13 protein-coding genes are annotated in these 16,803 nt (G+C 47.9%); 1 reads left to right on the plus strand and 12 read right to left on the minus strand.

From position 1 onward, the window contains the following. Window positions 1-22: 22 nt before the first annotated feature. A complete protein-coding gene (locus tag ACESON_RS00135) occupies window positions 23-1,396 on the plus strand; it encodes an MATE family efflux transporter (protein ID WP_177959959.1) in 1,374 nt (457 codons plus the stop codon). A 319-nt stretch (window positions 1,397-1,715) separates the two neighbouring features. Here the strand turns inward: ACESON_RS00135 and hemW are convergent, their stop codons facing one another. The 12 genes from hemW to ACESON_RS00195 all read right to left on the minus strand — a co-directional run bounded on the left by hemW (window position 1,716) and on the right by ACESON_RS00195 (window position 16,791). Next, window positions 1,716-2,951, minus strand: coding sequence for a radical SAM family heme chaperone HemW (gene hemW, locus ACESON_RS00140; RefSeq protein WP_177959536.1), 1,236 nt, complete (start codon window positions 2,949-2,951; stop codon window positions 1,716-1,718). After that, window positions 2,944-4,758: a translation elongation factor 4 gene (lepA, locus tag ACESON_RS00145; RefSeq protein ID WP_177959535.1), complete on the minus strand. Its 1,815-nt coding sequence runs from the start codon at window positions 4,756-4,758 to the stop codon at window positions 2,944-2,946. The genes hemW and lepA overlap by 8 nt, the downstream gene beginning before the upstream one ends. Window positions 4,759-4,849: 91 nt before the next feature. Next, complete coding sequence (spoIIP, locus tag ACESON_RS00150) at window positions 4,850-5,950, minus strand: stage II sporulation protein P (RefSeq protein ID WP_373107842.1); 1,101 nt, start codon at window positions 5,948-5,950, stop codon at window positions 4,850-4,852. Then, the gene (gene sigE, locus ACESON_RS00155; protein WP_177959534.1) at window positions 5,943-6,683 is read right to left on the minus strand and encodes an RNA polymerase sporulation sigma factor SigE; all 741 of its coding nucleotides are present in this window, start codon (window positions 6,681-6,683) and stop codon (window positions 5,943-5,945) included. The genes spoIIP and sigE overlap by 8 nt, the downstream gene beginning before the upstream one ends. A gap of 29 nt (window positions 6,684-6,712) precedes the next feature. Then, complete coding sequence (locus ACESON_RS00160; RefSeq protein WP_373107844.1) at window positions 6,713-7,546, minus strand: sigma-E processing peptidase SpoIIGA; 834 nt, start codon at window positions 7,544-7,546, stop codon at window positions 6,713-6,715. Window positions 7,547-7,752: 206 nt separating this feature from the next. Further along, on the minus strand, window positions 7,753-8,994 hold the full coding sequence (ftsZ, locus tag ACESON_RS00165) for a cell division protein FtsZ (RefSeq protein ID WP_177959532.1): 1,242 nt from the start codon (window positions 8,992-8,994) through the stop codon (window positions 7,753-7,755). A 197-nt stretch (window positions 8,995-9,191) separates the two neighbouring features. Next, window positions 9,192-9,920 (minus strand): cell division protein FtsQ, encoded by a 729-nt coding sequence (locus ACESON_RS00170; RefSeq protein WP_177959531.1) that lies wholly within the window; start codon window positions 9,918-9,920, stop codon window positions 9,192-9,194. A 59-nt stretch (window positions 9,921-9,979) separates the two neighbouring features. Next, window positions 9,980-11,236: a UDP-N-acetylglucosamine 1-carboxyvinyltransferase gene (murA, locus tag ACESON_RS00175; protein WP_373107846.1), complete on the minus strand. Its 1,257-nt coding sequence runs from the start codon at window positions 11,234-11,236 to the stop codon at window positions 9,980-9,982. 75 nt (window positions 11,237-11,311) lie between these two features. Beyond that, window positions 11,312-12,445, minus strand: coding sequence for an FtsW/RodA/SpoVE family cell cycle protein (locus tag ACESON_RS00180; RefSeq protein ID WP_177959529.1), 1,134 nt, complete (start codon window positions 12,443-12,445; stop codon window positions 11,312-11,314). A gap of 9 nt (window positions 12,446-12,454) precedes the next feature. Continuing rightward, entirely contained in the window at window positions 12,455-13,816 is a 1,362-nt protein-coding gene (gene murD / locus ACESON_RS00185) for a UDP-N-acetylmuramoyl-L-alanine--D-glutamate ligase (RefSeq protein ID WP_373107848.1), read from the minus strand. An 18-nt stretch (window positions 13,817-13,834) separates the two neighbouring features. Further along, complete coding sequence (gene mraY, locus ACESON_RS00190; RefSeq protein ID WP_177959527.1) at window positions 13,835-14,803, minus strand: phospho-N-acetylmuramoyl-pentapeptide-transferase; 969 nt, start codon at window positions 14,801-14,803, stop codon at window positions 13,835-13,837. A 233-nt stretch (window positions 14,804-15,036) separates the two neighbouring features. Next, window positions 15,037-16,791: a penicillin-binding transpeptidase domain-containing protein gene (locus ACESON_RS00195; protein WP_177959526.1), complete on the minus strand. Its 1,755-nt coding sequence runs from the start codon at window positions 16,789-16,791 to the stop codon at window positions 15,037-15,039. Window positions 16,792-16,803: the final 12 nt, after the last annotated feature.

The following is a 16,803-nucleotide window of genomic DNA, read 5'->3' on the forward strand; positions in this document are numbered from 1 at the left end:
CATCTTTTAGGGAGGAAGATCGATGAATTTCCGAAAGTCATCCTCTGTTTCCAAAACAGAATTATTTGAAGAAATCCCTGTTTATCAGGCAGTCCTTCAGCTCTCCATTCCATCTGTCATCAGTTCTCTGGTTATGGTGATCTACAATCTGTCTGACACCTATTTCGTAGGACTGTTAAATAATCCCATAGAGACAGCTGCAGTTACTCTTGTTTCCCCTGTGACCCTGGGTTTTAATGCAGTCAACAATCTGTTTGGCGTCGGCTGCTCCAGTATGATCAGCCGCGCTCTTGGAAGAAAGCAGGAAGACTTTGCCAGACGGATCTCTTCCTTCGGCTTTTACGGTGCTCTGTGCTCCGGACTGATGTTTTCTCTTCTGTGCCTGCTGTTTCAGCAGCCTCTTCTTGGACTGCTGGGAGCAAACGATACAACCTGGGCTGCTACAGAAGCTTATTTATACTGGACCGTGCTCTGGGGCGCTGCCCCGTCGATTCTAAATGTTGTACTGGCCTATATGGTACGTTCAGAGGGAGCCTCTCTCCACGCCAGCATCGGAACCATGAGCGGATGTATTCTCAACATCATTCTGGATCCTATTTTCATCCTTCCCCAGGGACTGAACATGGGCGCCTCCGGAGCTGGACTTGCCACATTTTTATCCAACTGTGCGGCCTGCATCTACTTTTTTATTCTCCTGTATAAAAAACGGGCAAACAGCTGCATCCGGATTTCTCCCCGGAATTTTTCTCTGGAGAAGAATCTGGTTTTGGGCGTATGCCAGGTGGGCATTCCCTCTGCGATTCAGAATCTTCTGAACGTCACCAGTATGACCCTTTTAAACAACCTGACTGCCGTTTATGGTCCAGATGCTGTGGCAGCTATGGGCATTGCTCAGAAAATCAATCAGGTTCCCATGCAGATGGCCTTTGGCTTCTCCCAGGGCTGTATGCCGATTATCAGCTACACCTATTCCGGAAAGCTCTATTCCCGGATGAAGGACTCCATTGATTTCGCCTTCCGTGCCCTGGTTCCTATTATGATAGGAATTACTGCCCTGTATTTTATTTTTTCCGGAAACCTGATTCGACTGTTTATGGACAATCCAACCATCATCCAGTATGGAACCAGCTTTCTCAGAGGACTGTGTCTGATTCTTCCTTTTCTTCGAATGGATTTTCTCACAGTCAGCATTTTCCAATCCCTTGGAAACGGACGGATTCCCCTGTTCTTTTCCATTCTGCGCAAGCTGATTTTGGAGGTTCCTGCTCTGTTTCTTTTAGACTGGCTGTTCCCCATGTATGGTCTGGCCTACGCGCAGCTGATTGCAGAGATGGTTCTGGCTGCTGTAGCTATGGTTATGGTAAAACGACTTTACCGAAAGCTTCACATTTCATAAAGCGCAGAACGCATTTTTGACAGGGACGCTGCAAAATCAATGACAATCAGTTATTGACACGAAAAGAAACTTTTAAAAGCCACAGAAACAGCAATCTTATTTCAAGTACATTAAAAAAGAAGCTCGCCCGCGAGCTTCTCCGCCTGCGGCGGGTCGCTTCTGCGACAAAATTCTCTACCGCCGCATGGCGATCCTCGCGGAGCGTTTTTGTTTCATAGGACGTAATTTCCTATGAAACAAAAAAGCCCGTCGGGGCGGAGGAGTCACAAAAAACTCCTCCGCCCCGACGGGCTTTTACCAGATATCCTTTACCTGCTATTTAATCCAGCAAAAACTGACTGAGTACCCGATTGCTGACATCAATTCCCTGCTCAGTCAGCCGAATCACGGGCATCTCCACCTCCAAAAGGCCCTGCTGCTCCAGCCTTTCAATCACAGTCCCATAAACATTCCACATGTTCTGACCAAAGCGGGAGAAAAAATCTGTTCCGGACACACCTTCCATCATGCGCAGTCCCAAAAACATAAATTCCTCCATCCGCTCCTCCAGACTGATTTCCTGAATATCACGGACAGCAGCCCCGGCCTCCGACAAATCCAGAGAAAGATATTCCTCCATATCGTCTGTATTGTGATACCGGTGAAAAAAAGTGTAAGAGGAGGCTCCCAGTCCCAGTCCCAAATACTCCGTTCCAGTCCAGTACCCCTTGTTGTGGAGGCATTCACATCCAGAACGGGCATAATTGGAAATCTCATAGCGGTGATATCCGTGGGCTGCCATCAGCTCCTTCGTTATATGGTACATTTCCCGATCCGTTTCCTCATCCGGCAAATCCGGAAGCGCCCACAGACTCATGGGACTGCCCTTTAATCCCCGTCCTGTCCAGATTGTCTGGGAATCCCACTGACTGCAGGAACAGGAATTTTTTCCTTCTCCATATCTGCTGTAAAAAGGCGTTCCTTCTTCAATAATCAGGCTGTAGGCGGAAATATGCTCCGGCTTCAGCATCAAAACCTTTCTCAGCGTAGTTTTCCAGGAATGGAGATCCTGTCCCGGAAGAGCTGACATCAAATCTACATTAATATTTGTAAAGCCAGCCTGTCTCGCTCTCTGATAGCTTTTCAGAAAATCCTCATAGGTGTGGATTCTTCCCAGATAATTCAGTTCCTGATCATCTGCCGACTGAAGTCCCAGACTCAGCCGGTTGACACCGCTCTGCCGGTAAAGCTCCAGCTTTTCCATAGTCAGTGTGCCGGGATTTGCCTCTATGGTAATTTCCGCATCTGCCTCAATATCAAAACACTGGTGAAGAACTGCAAACAGCTCTTCCATAAGCGATGCCGGAAGCAGGGAGGGGGTTCCTCCTCCCACAAAGATAGAAACCACCTGATATTCCCGAAAATTTTCGCTCTGACCGTATATTTCTTCAATCAGCTTATCCACATATTCCCGATACATCCGTTCCGGCGCAGCAAAAGACAAAAAGTCACAGTAAGCGCACTTACGGACACAGAAAGGAATATGAAGATACAGCTCCAGCTTCTTTTTATTCATTATCCAGTTTCAAAACACTCATAAATGCCTTCTGCGGGATCTCTACGTTGCCCACCTGACGCATCCGTTTCTTTCCTTCCTTTTGTTTCTCCAACAGCTTCTTCTTTCGGCTGATATCGCCTCCGTAGCACTTGGCCAAAACGTCCTTGCGCATAGCCTTTACTGTTTCTCTGGCAATAATCTTGCCGCCTACCGCTGCCTGAATGGGAATCTCAAACAAATGACGCGGAATCTCCTCCTTCAGCTTTTCACACATTTTCCTTCCCCGCTCATAGGCAGAATCTGCATGAACAATAAAGGACAGGGCATCCACCTCTTCCTTGTTGATCAGAATATCCAGCTTCACCAGCTCAGACGGCTCATAGCCCTTCATATCATAATCAAAGGATGCATAGCCTCTGGAGCGGGATTTCAGTGCATCAAAGAAATCGTAAATGATCTCATTCAGAGGCAGCTCATATTTTAACAGAGCTCTTGTCTCCTCAATATACTCCATTCCCAGATACACGCCGCGCCGCTCCTGACACAGCGTCATAATAGCGCCTACAAACTCCGTTGTCACCATAATTTCCGCGTTGACAATCGGCTCTTCCATATATTCAATCTCTGTCGGATCCGGAAGATTGGAAGGATTCGTCAGGGCAATTACCTCTCCGTTTTTCTTATGGACCTTGTAAACAACGCCAGGGGCAGTCGTTACCAGATCCAGGTTGTATTCTCTCTCCAGACGCTCCTGGATAATCTCCAGATGAAGAAGACCTAAAAATCCGCAGCGAAAGCCAAATCCCAGAGCAACAGAGGTCTCCGGCTCAAAGAACAGGGAAGCGTCGTTTAACTGAAGCTTTTCCAGCGCATCCCGCAGATCATTGTATTTTGCACCGTCTGCCGGATAAAGTCCGCAGTACACCATAGAGGTAACTTTTTTATAGCCAGGCAGAGGGCTGTCGCAGGGACGGACCGCATCCGTAATCGTATCGCCAACCCGGGTATCCTTTACGTTTTTAATGCTGGCAGTTACATATCCTACCATTCCGGCGCTCAGCTCTTCGCAGGGAATAAACTGTCCTGCTCCAAAATATCCAACCTCCACTACATCTGCTTCCGCTCCTGTTGCCATCATGCGGATTCTGGTTCCCTTCTTCACCGTTCCCTCTTTGATCCGGCAGAATACAATTACACCCTTGTAAGAATCATAAAGAGAGTCAAAAATCAGGGCCTGAAGTGGCGCATCTGGATCACCAGTAGGCGCTGGTATCTTCTGAACAATCGCCTCCAGAACATCTTTAATATTCAATCCTGTTTTTGCAGAAATTCTCGGCGCATCGTGGGCCTCTATGCCGATTACATCTTCAATTTCATTGGCAACCCAGTCCGGGCGCGCACTGGGCAGATCGATTTTATTAATCACCGGAAACACATCCAGATCGTGATCCAGAGCCAGATAAACATTGGCCAGAGTCTGGGCCTCAATTCCCTGAGCCGCATCCACCACCAGAATGGCTCCGTCACAGGCGGCCAGGCTTCGGGAAACCTCATAGTTAAAGTCCACATGTCCGGGAGTGTCAATCAGGTTGAAAATATACTCCTCTCCATCCTCTGCCCGGTACACAATCCGGACTGCCTGAGACTTGATGGTAATGCCTCTTTCCCGCTCCAGATCCATGTTATCAAGAATCTGCGCCTGCATTTCCCTGCTGGTCAGCAGTCCGGTCTGCTCAATAATCCGGTCTGCCAGAGTAGATTTGCCGTGGTCAATGTGGGCTATAATACAAAAATTGCGAATTTTACTTTGGTCCATTACTGCCATATATCGTATTCTCTCCTATGCAAATGCTGGTTATCCGGCTGTTTTTCAAAGAAACAGCCTGTTTTCAAATTGAAATTATCATACCATTTTTTCAATTTCCTTGCAACACCCTATCTAAAAGATCCGCCAAAGGCTCCATGGCATTCATAGCTTCCTGAAGGGTATTGGTCTGAGCTCCTACCTCAATCAGGGCTGATCTGCCGCGAAGATGCAGATTGTAGCGCAATCCCTTTAGATAGATTTTTCTTGTATACCCCGGATACAGCCCCTCAGCCGCAAACTGCATCTGAAAGGCAAAGGCCAGATTTTCCTTCAGATAAGGGTTGGGAAGATAGGCAATCTCCCCCTCAGGAGTCCGGCTCATTCCATGAAAAAACATAATTTTTGCAGTCTCTTTCCCGTTTACCTGACTGATCAGCCTGGTTCCCTCCTTTACTCCGTCCCGATGAAGATCCAGAATCACCTGAATTTCCGGATTCTCCTGCAGAATACCTGTAATCCCATCCAAAGCGTAATTATAGGCTCTGTTCCGATCCAGCTTTCCTCCCTGAATATCATAGGTGCCTGTGTCGTGGATCACATTCCAGCCCCTGTCTCTAAGCAGTTCTGCAAGATACTCGCCGCAGGAAACTATGGTAGCTTCCGGATTTTCCGAGCCGTAATCTGCATAGGTTTCCTGGGAATGGGTGTGATAAATCAAAATCTGCGGAACCTGGGGATTCTGCTCCAGCTTCATGCCGGTTCCCAAAAGCATATCTGCCTTCATCAGATCCCGGCCTGCTGTTGTGGAAGCATGGACGCTGTAAAAATGCTTCATAAGAAAATCATAATCCTGAAGCTGGGCCAGGGTAATCTGAGCCGCTTCTTCCCCTTCCTTCGGCCAAAGGCTCTCTTCCTGAAAACCATCTTTCTTTTCCTCCCCCTCCTGCAGCACCTCCTCCTGCTCCAGGGAACCCTTCCCCTCCTGAAAGGACTGCTCCCCATCTCTTCTTCCCTGACTGTCCTCCCCTGTATTTTCAGACAAAAACAGGTATCCGTATGTATCATACGCATACCTGTATCTTTGATATATCTTATAAGCGGGATCCTGTTCCCTCACAGCCCCGGTCTCCGTCCTGACTGCCGCCGGATAGCGGATTTGAAGCAGAACCAGAAGCAGCAGCTGAATCAGCCATGAGACAAGCTTATTCAAACCGGACAATTTCCTTCTTCAGGCGCTTCATAATTTTCTTCTCCAGCCTTGAAATATAGGACTGGGAAATCCCCATCAGATCCGCTACCTCCTTCTGGGTCATCTCTGTTCCTTCCTCATTTTGCAGCCCATAGCGCAGCTCCACAATCTGCTGCTCTCTTGGAGTCAGGCGGCTGATCGCTGACAAAAGCAGCTGTTTTTCTGTTTCATCCTCCAGATCCCGGTAAATAACATCCTCATCTGTTCCCAATATATCAGAAAGCAGCAGCTCATTGCCGTCCCAGTCCACATTCAGCGGTTCATCAATGGAAACCTCCATTCTTGTTTTATTATTACGCCTCAGATACATCAGAATTTCATTTTCAATGCACCGTGACGCATAGGTAGCCAGCTTGATGTTTTTCTCTGGATTAAAGGTGTTGATTGCCTTAATCAGTCCAATGGTTCCAATGGAAATCAGGTCCTCCACCCCCACACAGGTATTGTCAAATTTTTTTGCTATGTATACCACCAGTCTTAAATTATGCTCAATCAAAAGCGAACGGGCCGCTTTCGCATCCTCAGTTCCCAGAAGTGCGATCGTTTCTGCCTCTTTTTTGCTTTCCAGCGGCGGCGGAAGAATGTCTGCCCCTCCAATATAATGAACCTCCCCCTGTTTCTGCAGAAGCACCGTTTTAAATGACGGAACTGCCTTAAACTGAAACCGGTTGGGTATGGAAACCTTTACTATCATGATCACTGTCCTCCAAGTCTGTTTTTCCTTTACTGCTCTCCGTGCAGAAGCATTTCATACTGATGACGGGATGAAAGCGGCTCCCTGCTGACGGCAATCCATGGCCTGATGCAGGTTTTTACCAGCTTTCCGTTCTGCCATATTTCCATTTCATCTGCCTGAATTCCTGGAATGAGACCATAGCTGGTTCCCACAGAACGAAAGGGAATGTAAATCACCCGGGAAAGGGTTTCAAACAGCTCCTTTCCAGCTTCCGGACTCATCACATGAACCGGCTGATGGCCGTAGGGCTCATAAAGAGTATTTCCTGTATCCCACAGCGCCGGCAAAATCTTTGTTTTCCCATGATAATGAATCACCGCCTGACAGATTCGATTCTGCATCCGAAATCTCTGCTGCAGATATCCAGCCCCTGCCCTTCCGCAGAAAAAAATCCCCATCCCCCCCAGAATCACTCCTTCCAGAGGAAACTGGCCAGAAATTCCAGCTTTTCCCGCAGCCTCTCTGACTGCCTCAAGCACGCCTCCTGCAGCGGCTCCGCTCATCCACAAAGCCGCCAGACAGCGAAGCCCTTCTCCGGGACTCTGCCTTCCAAATGCAAGAGCTGTCATCACAAGGCCTGCCCCTGTCCAGGAAGCTGCTGCTGCCCAAAGGCACGGCTCTCCAGGAAGCCGGATTACTGCCTCTGCACAGGCCCAGAACGCTCCCACACCGGCTGCTGCTGCCAGCCGCAAAGTCCGTCCTGGAGCCATTTTCCTGTTTTCCGCGCAAATTCCAAGAAGCTTTCTGACCAACAGAAGCAGCAGAAAGTCCATGAAAAAATTCACAGCAAAATACACATCCAGATACAATACTGCAGTCACATCCGGCTCCCACCTCCTGCACTCTGATTTACAGTCTCTATTATACCTGCTGTCCTGTAAATATTTTGTCAAAACAGAGGAGGGTATCCCACTTTTTTGTACGACAAAAAAAGACAGAAAATCCTGTTTTTAGAATTTTCTGTCTTAAATCTTTCTTATTTTCTTCCCTGCCGCGGGGGAGAAGGTTCATTTTCACTTCTGACTTCTTATCTCTTGTTCTTCAGGAAATCCGGAATGTTAATCTGTGTTTCCCGGTTCAGAGGACGGAATGTGGGCTGAGTCGGAGCAGCCTGCTGCTGTACCTGCTTCTGTACAGATGCAGCCGGTGCAGATGTCTGCTGAGGAGCAGAAGTTCTGGGAGCCGTTGCGCTGGCTTCTGCAGCTGCAGCAGTGCGGTTCAGATTCATACCAGTCGGATTCAGATTCATGCCTGCGGGCATCTTCGGCTTAAAGTTGCCAAGACCAGACATGGTCTTGTTTAAGGGAGCCGCATTGTTCTGATCATCCAGACCAGTTGCAATTACAGTAATGGTAGCCTCGTCCTGAGCATTCTCATCATACATAGCACCGAAAATAATATTGGCGTCATCACCTGCCAGCTCCTGAACGTAGCTTGCTGCCTCATTGGCCTCAATCAGGCTGATATCACCGGAAATATTGATAATTACATGGGTAGCGCCCTCGATAGTTGTCTCTAACAGAGGAGAAGCAACTGCCTGCTTCACTGCCTCTACAGCCTTGTCGTCTCCCTTGGCATGTCCGATACCGATATGTGCAATACCCTTGTCTGTCATAACAGTCTGTACGTCTGCGAAGTCCAGATTAATCAGGCCAGGTACGTTAATCAGGTCTGTAATGCCCTGAACAGCCTGCTGCAGAACCTCATCTGCCTTCTTTAATGCATCCGGCATAGTGGTACGGCGATCTACGATCTCCAGAAGCTTGTCATTGGGGATTACAATCAGAGTGTCTACACTCTCTTTTAAATGCTCGATTCCGTTTAACGCATTGGTCATACGGGTCTTTGCCTCAAAACGGAAGGGCTTGGTCACAACGCCTACAGTCAGAATTCCCATATCCTTGGCAATCTTTGCAATCACGGGAGCTGCGCCGGTACCGGTACCGCCGCCCATACCGCAGGTAACAAATACCATATCTGCACCCTTGATAGCCTGTGCCAGCTCTTCGGAGCTTTCCTCTGCTGCCTTCTGACCTACCTCAGGCTTTGCACCTGCGCCCAGTCCCTTGGTCAGCTTCTCGCCGATCTGCATCGCGGTAGGAGCCTTGCAGAACTGAAGCGCCTGCTTATCTGTATTGATGCCGATAAATTCCACACCTGCAATATTTTCATCAACCATGCGGTTTACCGCATTATTTCCTGCACCACCAACACCAATCACTACGATCTTAGCAGAATTCTCCGCCTCATTTATCTTTATCTCTAACAAGACTTTCTCCTCCTTAACCTCTTTTTCGCGTCTTATATTGTAACAATTTTGTAATATTTTTTGTAAAACTAGCCTACCTAATACTATATTTGATTTCCTAAAAAATATCAACCTCTAATTTGTAGATTTTCACCGGATTTTTGCTGTTTCCTTTGTTTTTTCTCACGAACAGAATCCTTCTGCCTGACCTGTCTCCTTTACTGCCGAGGCTTAAAGGCATACATGGCATTGGTCGCCGTCTCGTCATAGGTATCCAGATACAGAGTCCCCTTTCTTCCTTCCAGTTTGGGAAGCATATCGCTAAGCTCGGCAATCTTTCCGTTCATTCCAACATTGTTCCCAAGAATTACTTCCAAATCTCCCATATAAAGGGCTGCCTCTCCAAAGCTGTTGTACTGAATCCGGTTTACCTCCAGCTGATAAATCGAAAGGATCTGGGTCAGATTTAAAATTTCCTGAAATACCGCGTCATTTTCTACCGGAAGCTTCTGATACAGCACAATATGGCCAAATTTCAGCCCCGTAATCTCAGGGATTCCAGGAAGGGTTTTGCTGGTACTCTCCACAACAATACCGTCCTTATCAAAATACATGCAGCTGCTCATATAGGAAACGTATCCCACTACACTTTTTTCATAAACAATGATTTCTACCTTGTTCAGACCCTGAAATTCAATCTTATAATCCTGTACAAAGGGAATCTCCACATGTTCCTGGAAATGATCCTTCAGGTAGCAGACCACCGGATTGCGGCTTACCTTATCTGGAAACAGCATTTCCGTAATCTGCTCCTGAGTATACCGCACATTTCCCGTAACCGTCACCGTTTTAATCTGCAGAGAAAAAAGACCGATCAAAATCAGCAGCAGAACAATCACTGCTGCAGCAATCCCTGTTTTTTTCTTTTCTGTCCATCCATATTCCATCTTCCGCCGGTTCCCCTGTCATCGTTCTTATAGCGCAGAATATGCTCTGAGCCCATTTGTTAGTCCTCTGTTTCCATAACTCTTGCGCCTGCTCCCTGCAGATCCCGGCAGATATCCTCATAGCCTCTTTGGATGTGGCCGCAGCGGTCATCCACCGTTACCGGCTGCCAGGAAGCAAGAGCCGCCGTCACCAAAGCCGCTCCGCCTCTGAGATCTGCTGCATAGACCCGGCCTCCGCTTAAAGGAAACCGGCCTTCTATCTGCGCATTTCTTCCCTCTATTATAATATGGGCCCCCAGTTTCCGCAATTCCTTTGCACAGGAAAAACGGTTTTCAAATACAGTCTCCCTGATATGGCTTTTCCCCTCTGCAACAGCAGCCGCTGCCATCATCACCGGCTGGAGATCCGTAGAAAAGGCCGGATACGGGCCTGTAGCAAAGGAAACAGGAATCGGGCGCCGGTTCATTTCCACAAGGATTCCCTCCGGACTGCAGGAAATCTCTGCTCCCATCCGGGATGCCAGCTTTAAATTTGATTCCATATGTTCCTGAGGAGCCCCGGAAAGGAGTACTTTCCCTCCTGCAGTCATCACTGCGCCCAGATAAGTACCTGCCACAATCCGATCTCCCGGAATGGCAAATTCCACATCATGGAGAGAACTTCCCCCATATATCACAATCGTTTCTGTTCCTGTCCCCTCTATCCTCGCTCCTGCCGCTTTAAGGAAATCACAGAGAACCTTTATTTCCGGCTCTCTGGCCGCCCCTGTCAGAGCCGTAACTCCTCTGGCTGCTGCAGCAGCCATAATAAGATTCTCCGTTGCTCCCACGCTTGGATAATCCAGGTGAACATCACTTCCTTCCAGAGCTGCTGCTGAAGCGGCAATCTGAGCTCCTTCCTCCCGGATATCAGCTCCCAGCTTCCGCAATCCCTCCAGATGAAGATTGACCGGGCGTTTTCCCAGACAGCATCCCCCTGGCAGGCTGGTCACTGCCTCTCGAAACCGCCCCAGCATTGGCCCCAAAAGCATAATGGAGGAACGCATTTTCCCTGCCATTTCCACCGGTATGGGCATTCCAGATGCCTTTCCTGTATCAATGGTAAGACTATGTCCCTCCAGCTTCAGCTCACAGCCCAGATACTCCAGAATCTCCATCATGGAATACACATCCTGTATCTTAGGTACATTTCTAAGAACCGTAATTCCTCTGTGAAGTAAAGATGCTGCCATTACAGGCAGCACCGCATTTTTTGAACCCTGAATTTCTATGGCTCCCTTCAGGCCGCCAAGTCCCTGGATATGAATCACAGACAAACCTATTCCCTCCCGCTCTATCCGTCTCTATTCCATCCTATGTACTCTGCTCCTAAAAAGGTTCCTCAAAAAGGTTTATTTTTCCATTTTAATCTGATTGGATACACTTAGAACCATTCCCATCTCCACCATCAAAAACAGAACTGACGTTCCTCCATAGCTGATAAAGGGAAGGGTAATTCCCGTATTGGGAATGGTATTGGTTACAACCGCAATATTTAAAATAACCTGAATCGCCACATGGGCCATAACACCTACGACAATCAGCGCACCGAACAGATCCGGGGCATTAAAAGCAATCACCATAAACCGGTAAATCATAAACAGAAAAATCAAAATCACCGATACCGCTCCAAACAGCCCCAGCTCCTCGCAGATAATGGAGAAAATCATATCGTTCTGCGCCTCTGGCACAAATCCCATCTTCTGGATGCTTTCTCCCAGCCCTTTTCCCACCAGACCGCCGGAGCCAATAGCGTAAAGTCCCTGAAGCACCTGAAATCCGCCATCCAGCTTGTATGCCTCCGGCTCCAGCCATACATGAATACGCTCCAGCTGGTAGGGCTTTAAAATCTGGGTTGCCTCCAGAAAGGATGCAAGAGGGCCTGCCAGAAAGATGGAGCTGACTGCTCCAATCCCACACAGATAAAAGGGCCAGCTTTTTTTGCAGGCAACAAACAGCATGACAAAGGCAATTCCCACAATAATAATTCCCGAGCTTAAGTTATTGGCTGCCACGATTCCCGCAATCGGAATGGCAAGTCCCATAACCACAGCCATAGCCTTCCAGGAATTGACCTTCCTTCCCATCTGGGTAATCACTGACGCCAGAAGAACAATCAGCGCGATTTTAACAAACTCTGTAGGCTGAAAGCTGACAGGTCCCAGCTGAAGCCAGCGCCTTTTTCCGTTTACCACTTTTCCAAACAGAGATACCACGATCATCAAAACATACGAAAGCGCATAGGCAAAAAGGGCAAACCTGGCATACCAGTGATAATCCATTTTTGAGATCACCAGAGCTACCACCAGACCGGCCACCCCGATTTTCAACTGGCGCATCATAAAGTAAGCCGCATCTCCATATTTCAGCTGGGCCATATAGGAGCTGGCGCTGTAAATCATCACCAGCCCAAAGGCCATAATAAAAATAATGGTAAACAGCAGGCTGTAATCATAAAAACGCCTGTTCTTTTTCTTTTTTGCCATAGGCTCCTCCTACAGATTTCTTACACACTCCTTAAATATCTCGCCCCGCTGCTCATAGTTGTCAAACATTCCCCAGCTGGCGCAGGCCGGAGACAGAAGCACATTCTCCCCGGCATTGGCATATGCCGCACAGACCCGGACAGCCTCCGGCATATCCTCTGCATACATAATCTCCGTAAAGCCATGGCGTCTGGCGCACTCGGCAATCTTATCCCTGGTCTGACCAATCAGAACCAGATATTTTACCTTATCTCCAAAGGACTCAATCCACTCATCATACTCGCTCTGCTTATCATAGCCGCCAGCAATCAGCACCGTCGGCCCCGGCATAGCGCGGATAGCCTGAATGGCTGCATCTGGATTGGTTCCCTTGGAATCATTGTAATACTTCACACCGCATCGCTCCAGAACAAATTCAATCCTGTGCTCCACAGCCTTAAACTCCTTAATCACCTTCCGAATCGTATCCAGAGGAACGTTCATCTTCAGACTCATAGCTACAGCTGCCATCACATTTTCATAGTTATGTTTGCCCAGAAGCTTCAAATCATGAACATTGACTACAGACTCTCTCTTGCCGCCCTTTGCCAGAATGATCTCATCCTGATCCAAAAACAGACCGTCCTTTAACTCCTGGGTGCTGGAGAAAAATACCACTCCGGGCTTTAAGTCCTCCTTCTCTCCAAACTCCCGCAGAACCGGATCGTCGTAATTAAGTACAACCCAGTCGTCCTCTGTCTGATTTGCACAGATCCGCTCCTTAATGTCAATATAGTTTTCCATGGTTCCGTGACGGTTTAAGTGATCCGGAGTAATATTTAAAATCGCACTCACATCCGGGCGAAAATCCATAATGGTTTCCAGCTGGAAGCTGGAGACCTCAGCCACTGTCACTGCCTCATCCGTCGTCTCCAGAGCTGTCTCTGTATAAGGAATTCCAATATTGCCCACCACATAGACCTCTTCAAAATGGGCCTTCATAATCTCTCCCATAAGAGCTGTGGTCGTGGTCTTGCCATTGGTTCCGGTAATTGCAATCAGCTTGCCCTTAGCCACATGATAGGCCAGCTGAATCTCGCTCCAGATAGGGATCTTTGCCTCATCCAGTACTGGAACAAAGGGCGCATCCAGAGGAATTCCAGGGCTGATTACAGAAAGCTCCACTCCCAGCAGATCTGTCCGTGTCAGTTCTCCCAGCACAATAGTCAGACGCTCCCGGTCCTTTTCCTCAAACTTTTCCTTCAGTTCTTCTGCATCCAGTTTATCATTTCCGTCATACAGGACCACATCGCCGCCCATCTGCAGCATCAGCCTTGCTGCAGCGATACCGCTTTTTCCGGAACCTGCTACTAATACCTTCTGATTGCTCATGTACCTTTCCTCCTTTTATCACAATCCCAGATAAGCCACCAGACAAAGAATGGCGGTGGTTATGGAAAATACTGCCACTACTCTGGTTTCCGACCATCCGCACAATTCAAAATGGTGATGAATCGGAGCCATTTTAAAAATCCTTTTTCCATGTGTTGCCTTAAAATAAGATACCTGCATAATCACAGACAGTACCTCAACCAGATAAATCAGCCCGATAATGGGAATAAAGAACGGCATCTGCATCATAAATGCGCTGGACGCCACAAAGCCGCCCAGAGCCAGAGAGCCGGTATCTCCCATAAAAACTCTGGCAGGATAGACATTAAACAAGAGAAATCCCAGAAGACTTCCTACAACAGCCCCGGTAATGGGACTGATTCCGCTGTTTTCTCCCAGAGCTACAATGGTCATAAAGGTTGCCACCAGAATCGTTACACTGGTACACAGGCCGTCAAGACCGTCAGTGAAGTTTACTCCATTGTCTGTTCCCAGCACGACAAAAAACAGAAACGGCACAAATAAAATTCCGAGACTGATAAAAATACCGTCGTCAAATCCACCAGTAAAGGGAATCAGCATGGTCGTATCCACCTGTCCGGAATGAAGCAGATACCAGGCAAAAATCCCGGTAATAATAAACTGTCCGATCAGCTTCTGAAGAGGATTCAGTCCCTCTGAACGCTTCATGACAATCTTAATATAATCATCCAGAAAACCGACAATGCCAAAGCCAACGGTTACAAACAAAACCGGAATAATCTTTGGATAATCTCTGATATAAAACAGAGAGGTAATTACAATACTGGTCAAAATCACCAGACCGCCCATGGTAGGGGTTCCCTGCTTTTTCAAATGGGCCTGAGGGCCGTCGTCCCGCACCTGCTGTCCAAATTTCAGCTTGTGAAGAAAGGGAATCACCACCGGACAAAGCAGGGCGCTGATGGCAAAGGCTATAATAATCGCTAGTATGGTTTCATTAATCATGATGCACTCCTAATTGGTTATGTATTCATTTGTGGCTGACATATTGTAACCGTTCAGCCATGCATCTTCTTGCCCGCTTACAGCGGACAAGAAGCATCGGGCATCCGCCCTATGAAGATTCAGACAGGAAAACTCTTATGAAAACAAGCTTTCAACGCTTTTTCCTGTCTGAATTTTCGCATGGCTGAACGGTTACGACATATTAAGTAGTATACGTCTTTTTATGGGAATAATCAACTACTGATTCCCATTGACCAGACAGTTTCTTCCACTGCTTCCGGAATTCCCAGATACGGAAGAATATTCTTAAAAAGATCTGCAATCACCGGCGCTGCAATGGTTCCGCCATAGTAAACGCCCTGAGGTTCGTCAATGGTAATCAGAGCAATTACCCTGGGATCATCTGCCGGGGCAAAGCCAATAAAAGAAGAAATATACTTTTTCAGACTTCTGGGAAGCTTCTCTGACGTAGCGGTTTTCCCGCCAATCCGGTATCCCTCTACCGCAGCCTTTTTTCCGCTTCCCTCTGCTACCACCTGCTCCAGAATATACCGCATGGAAGCGCTGGTTTCTTCTGAAACAATATGCTCCTTTACCGGCCAGGAAAAGCGGTGAACGGATGTTTGATCTTTGCTGACTGCCCGGACTGCAAAATGAGGCGTCACCCGGTTCCCTCCGTTTATAATCGAAGCAGCTGTAGTAATCAGCTGAATTGGCGTGATCTGAAAGGACTGGCCAAAGGACACTGTAGCCAGCTCTACCAGTCCCATATTTTCTTTTTTGTGCATAATGGTTCCGGCCTCTCCCGGCAGGTCAATCCCGGTCTTCGCCTTTAATCCGAACTGCTCAAAATAATAATAATACTTTTCAACCCCCAGCCTCTGCCCTACATCAATAAATACTGGATTGCAGGAATTCATCACTCCCTGCAGAAAGGTTTCTCCTCCATGTCCCCCGATTTTGTGGCAGCGGATTTTCCGATCCTCCACAATCCGAAAGCCAGGGCAGGAAAAACGATCCTCCAGCCGCACTGCGCCCGCCTCCAGACCAGCTGCCGCAGTAATAATTTTAAAGGTTGAACCTGGCTCATAGGTGTCATTAATTGCCGGGTTCCTCCACATCCTGTTTAAAAGCTCCTGCTTATTTTCTCCTTCTCCGGTATAGGGCTCTGTCAAAGTAAAGGGATCGTTCAGATGAAACTCCGGAGCATTTACCATAGCCATAAGCTCTCCGTTCTGCGGATTCATCACAATAACGGAAACCTGCTTTGCCCCCTTGCGCTCCATCGTTTCATAAGCCGCCTGCTGAGCATACTGCTGAATATTCATATCAAGGCTGATATACAGATCGTGTCCTGGCACCGGCTCAATCCGATCCTCAAAAGCATTTTCAATCTCCACTCCCGCTGCATCTGCCTGAGTCAGAATCATGCCATTCATTCCCTTCAGCCATTCCTCATAAACCACCTCCAGACCGATAATTCCCTGATTATCTCCTCCGGTAAAGCCCAGAACTCTGGAGGCAAGGCTGTCATAGGGATAATATCTCCGGTAATCCTCGTCTACCTTAACTCCGGCCAGATGAAGATTTCGGATCCGATCCCCGATTTCCTTATCTACATTTGTGGAAATGATTTCTCTCGAGCTGCGTTTTTCCACACGTTTTCTCACTTTTCCTTCATCCATCCCCAGTTCTTCACAGAGCATCCGGATCACCTGCTCCCGATCCTCCACCTGATTGTATATCACAGAAATGGTACAGACCGTCCTGTTCGTTGCAATCACATTCCCTGTAGCATCGATGATTCTTCCTCTGGCCGCCTTGATGCTCCGTTCTCTCTGGTGAAGCTCCTCTGCCATCCTGCTGTAATAATCTGAGCGGTATACCATAAGATACACAAGCCGCCCTGCTAATCCTGCCATACATAGGCACAGCAGGAAAAACAGGACGGCTGTTCTTTTTCGATGTTGTGTGTGATTGGAACTCATGGCCCGCTCCCG

The sequence above is a fragment of the Lachnoclostridium sp. Marseille-P6806 genome (assembly GCF_964238185.1).
GTDB lineage: Bacteria > Bacillota > Clostridia > Lachnospirales > Lachnospiraceae > Brotaphodocola.

Excerpts from the sequence above, each read along its gene's own strand:
- ACESON_RS00170 (WP_177959531.1), bottom strand. The coding sequence starts at position 9,920 with ATGGAATATGGATGGACAGAAAAGAAAAAAACAGGGATTGCTGCAGCA.
- hemW (WP_177959536.1), bottom strand. The coding sequence starts at position 2,951 with ATGAATAAAAAGAAGCTGGAGCTGTATCTTCATATTCCTTTCTGTGTC.
- lepA (WP_177959535.1), bottom strand. The coding sequence starts at position 4,758 with ATGGCAGTAATGGACCAAAGTAAAATTCGCAATTTTTGTATTATAGCC.
- sigE (WP_177959534.1), bottom strand. The coding sequence starts at position 6,683 with ATGATAGTAAAGGTTTCCATACCCAACCGGTTTCAGTTTAAGGCAGTT.
- ACESON_RS00180 (WP_177959529.1), bottom strand. The coding sequence starts at position 12,445 with ATGGCAAAAAAGAAAAAGAACAGGCGTTTTTATGATTACAGCCTGCTG.
- mraY (WP_177959527.1), bottom strand. The coding sequence starts at position 14,803 with ATGATTAATGAAACCATACTAGCGATTATTATAGCCTTTGCCATCAGC.
- ACESON_RS00135 (WP_177959959.1), top strand. The coding sequence starts at position 23 with ATGAATTTCCGAAAGTCATCCTCTGTTTCCAAAACAGAATTATTTGAA.
- ACESON_RS00195 (WP_177959526.1), bottom strand. The coding sequence starts at position 16,791 with ATGAGTTCCAATCACACACAACATCGAAAAAGAACAGCCGTCCTGTTT.
- murD (WP_373107848.1), bottom strand. The coding sequence starts at position 13,816 with ATGAGCAATCAGAAGGTATTAGTAGCAGGTTCCGGAAAAAGCGGTATC.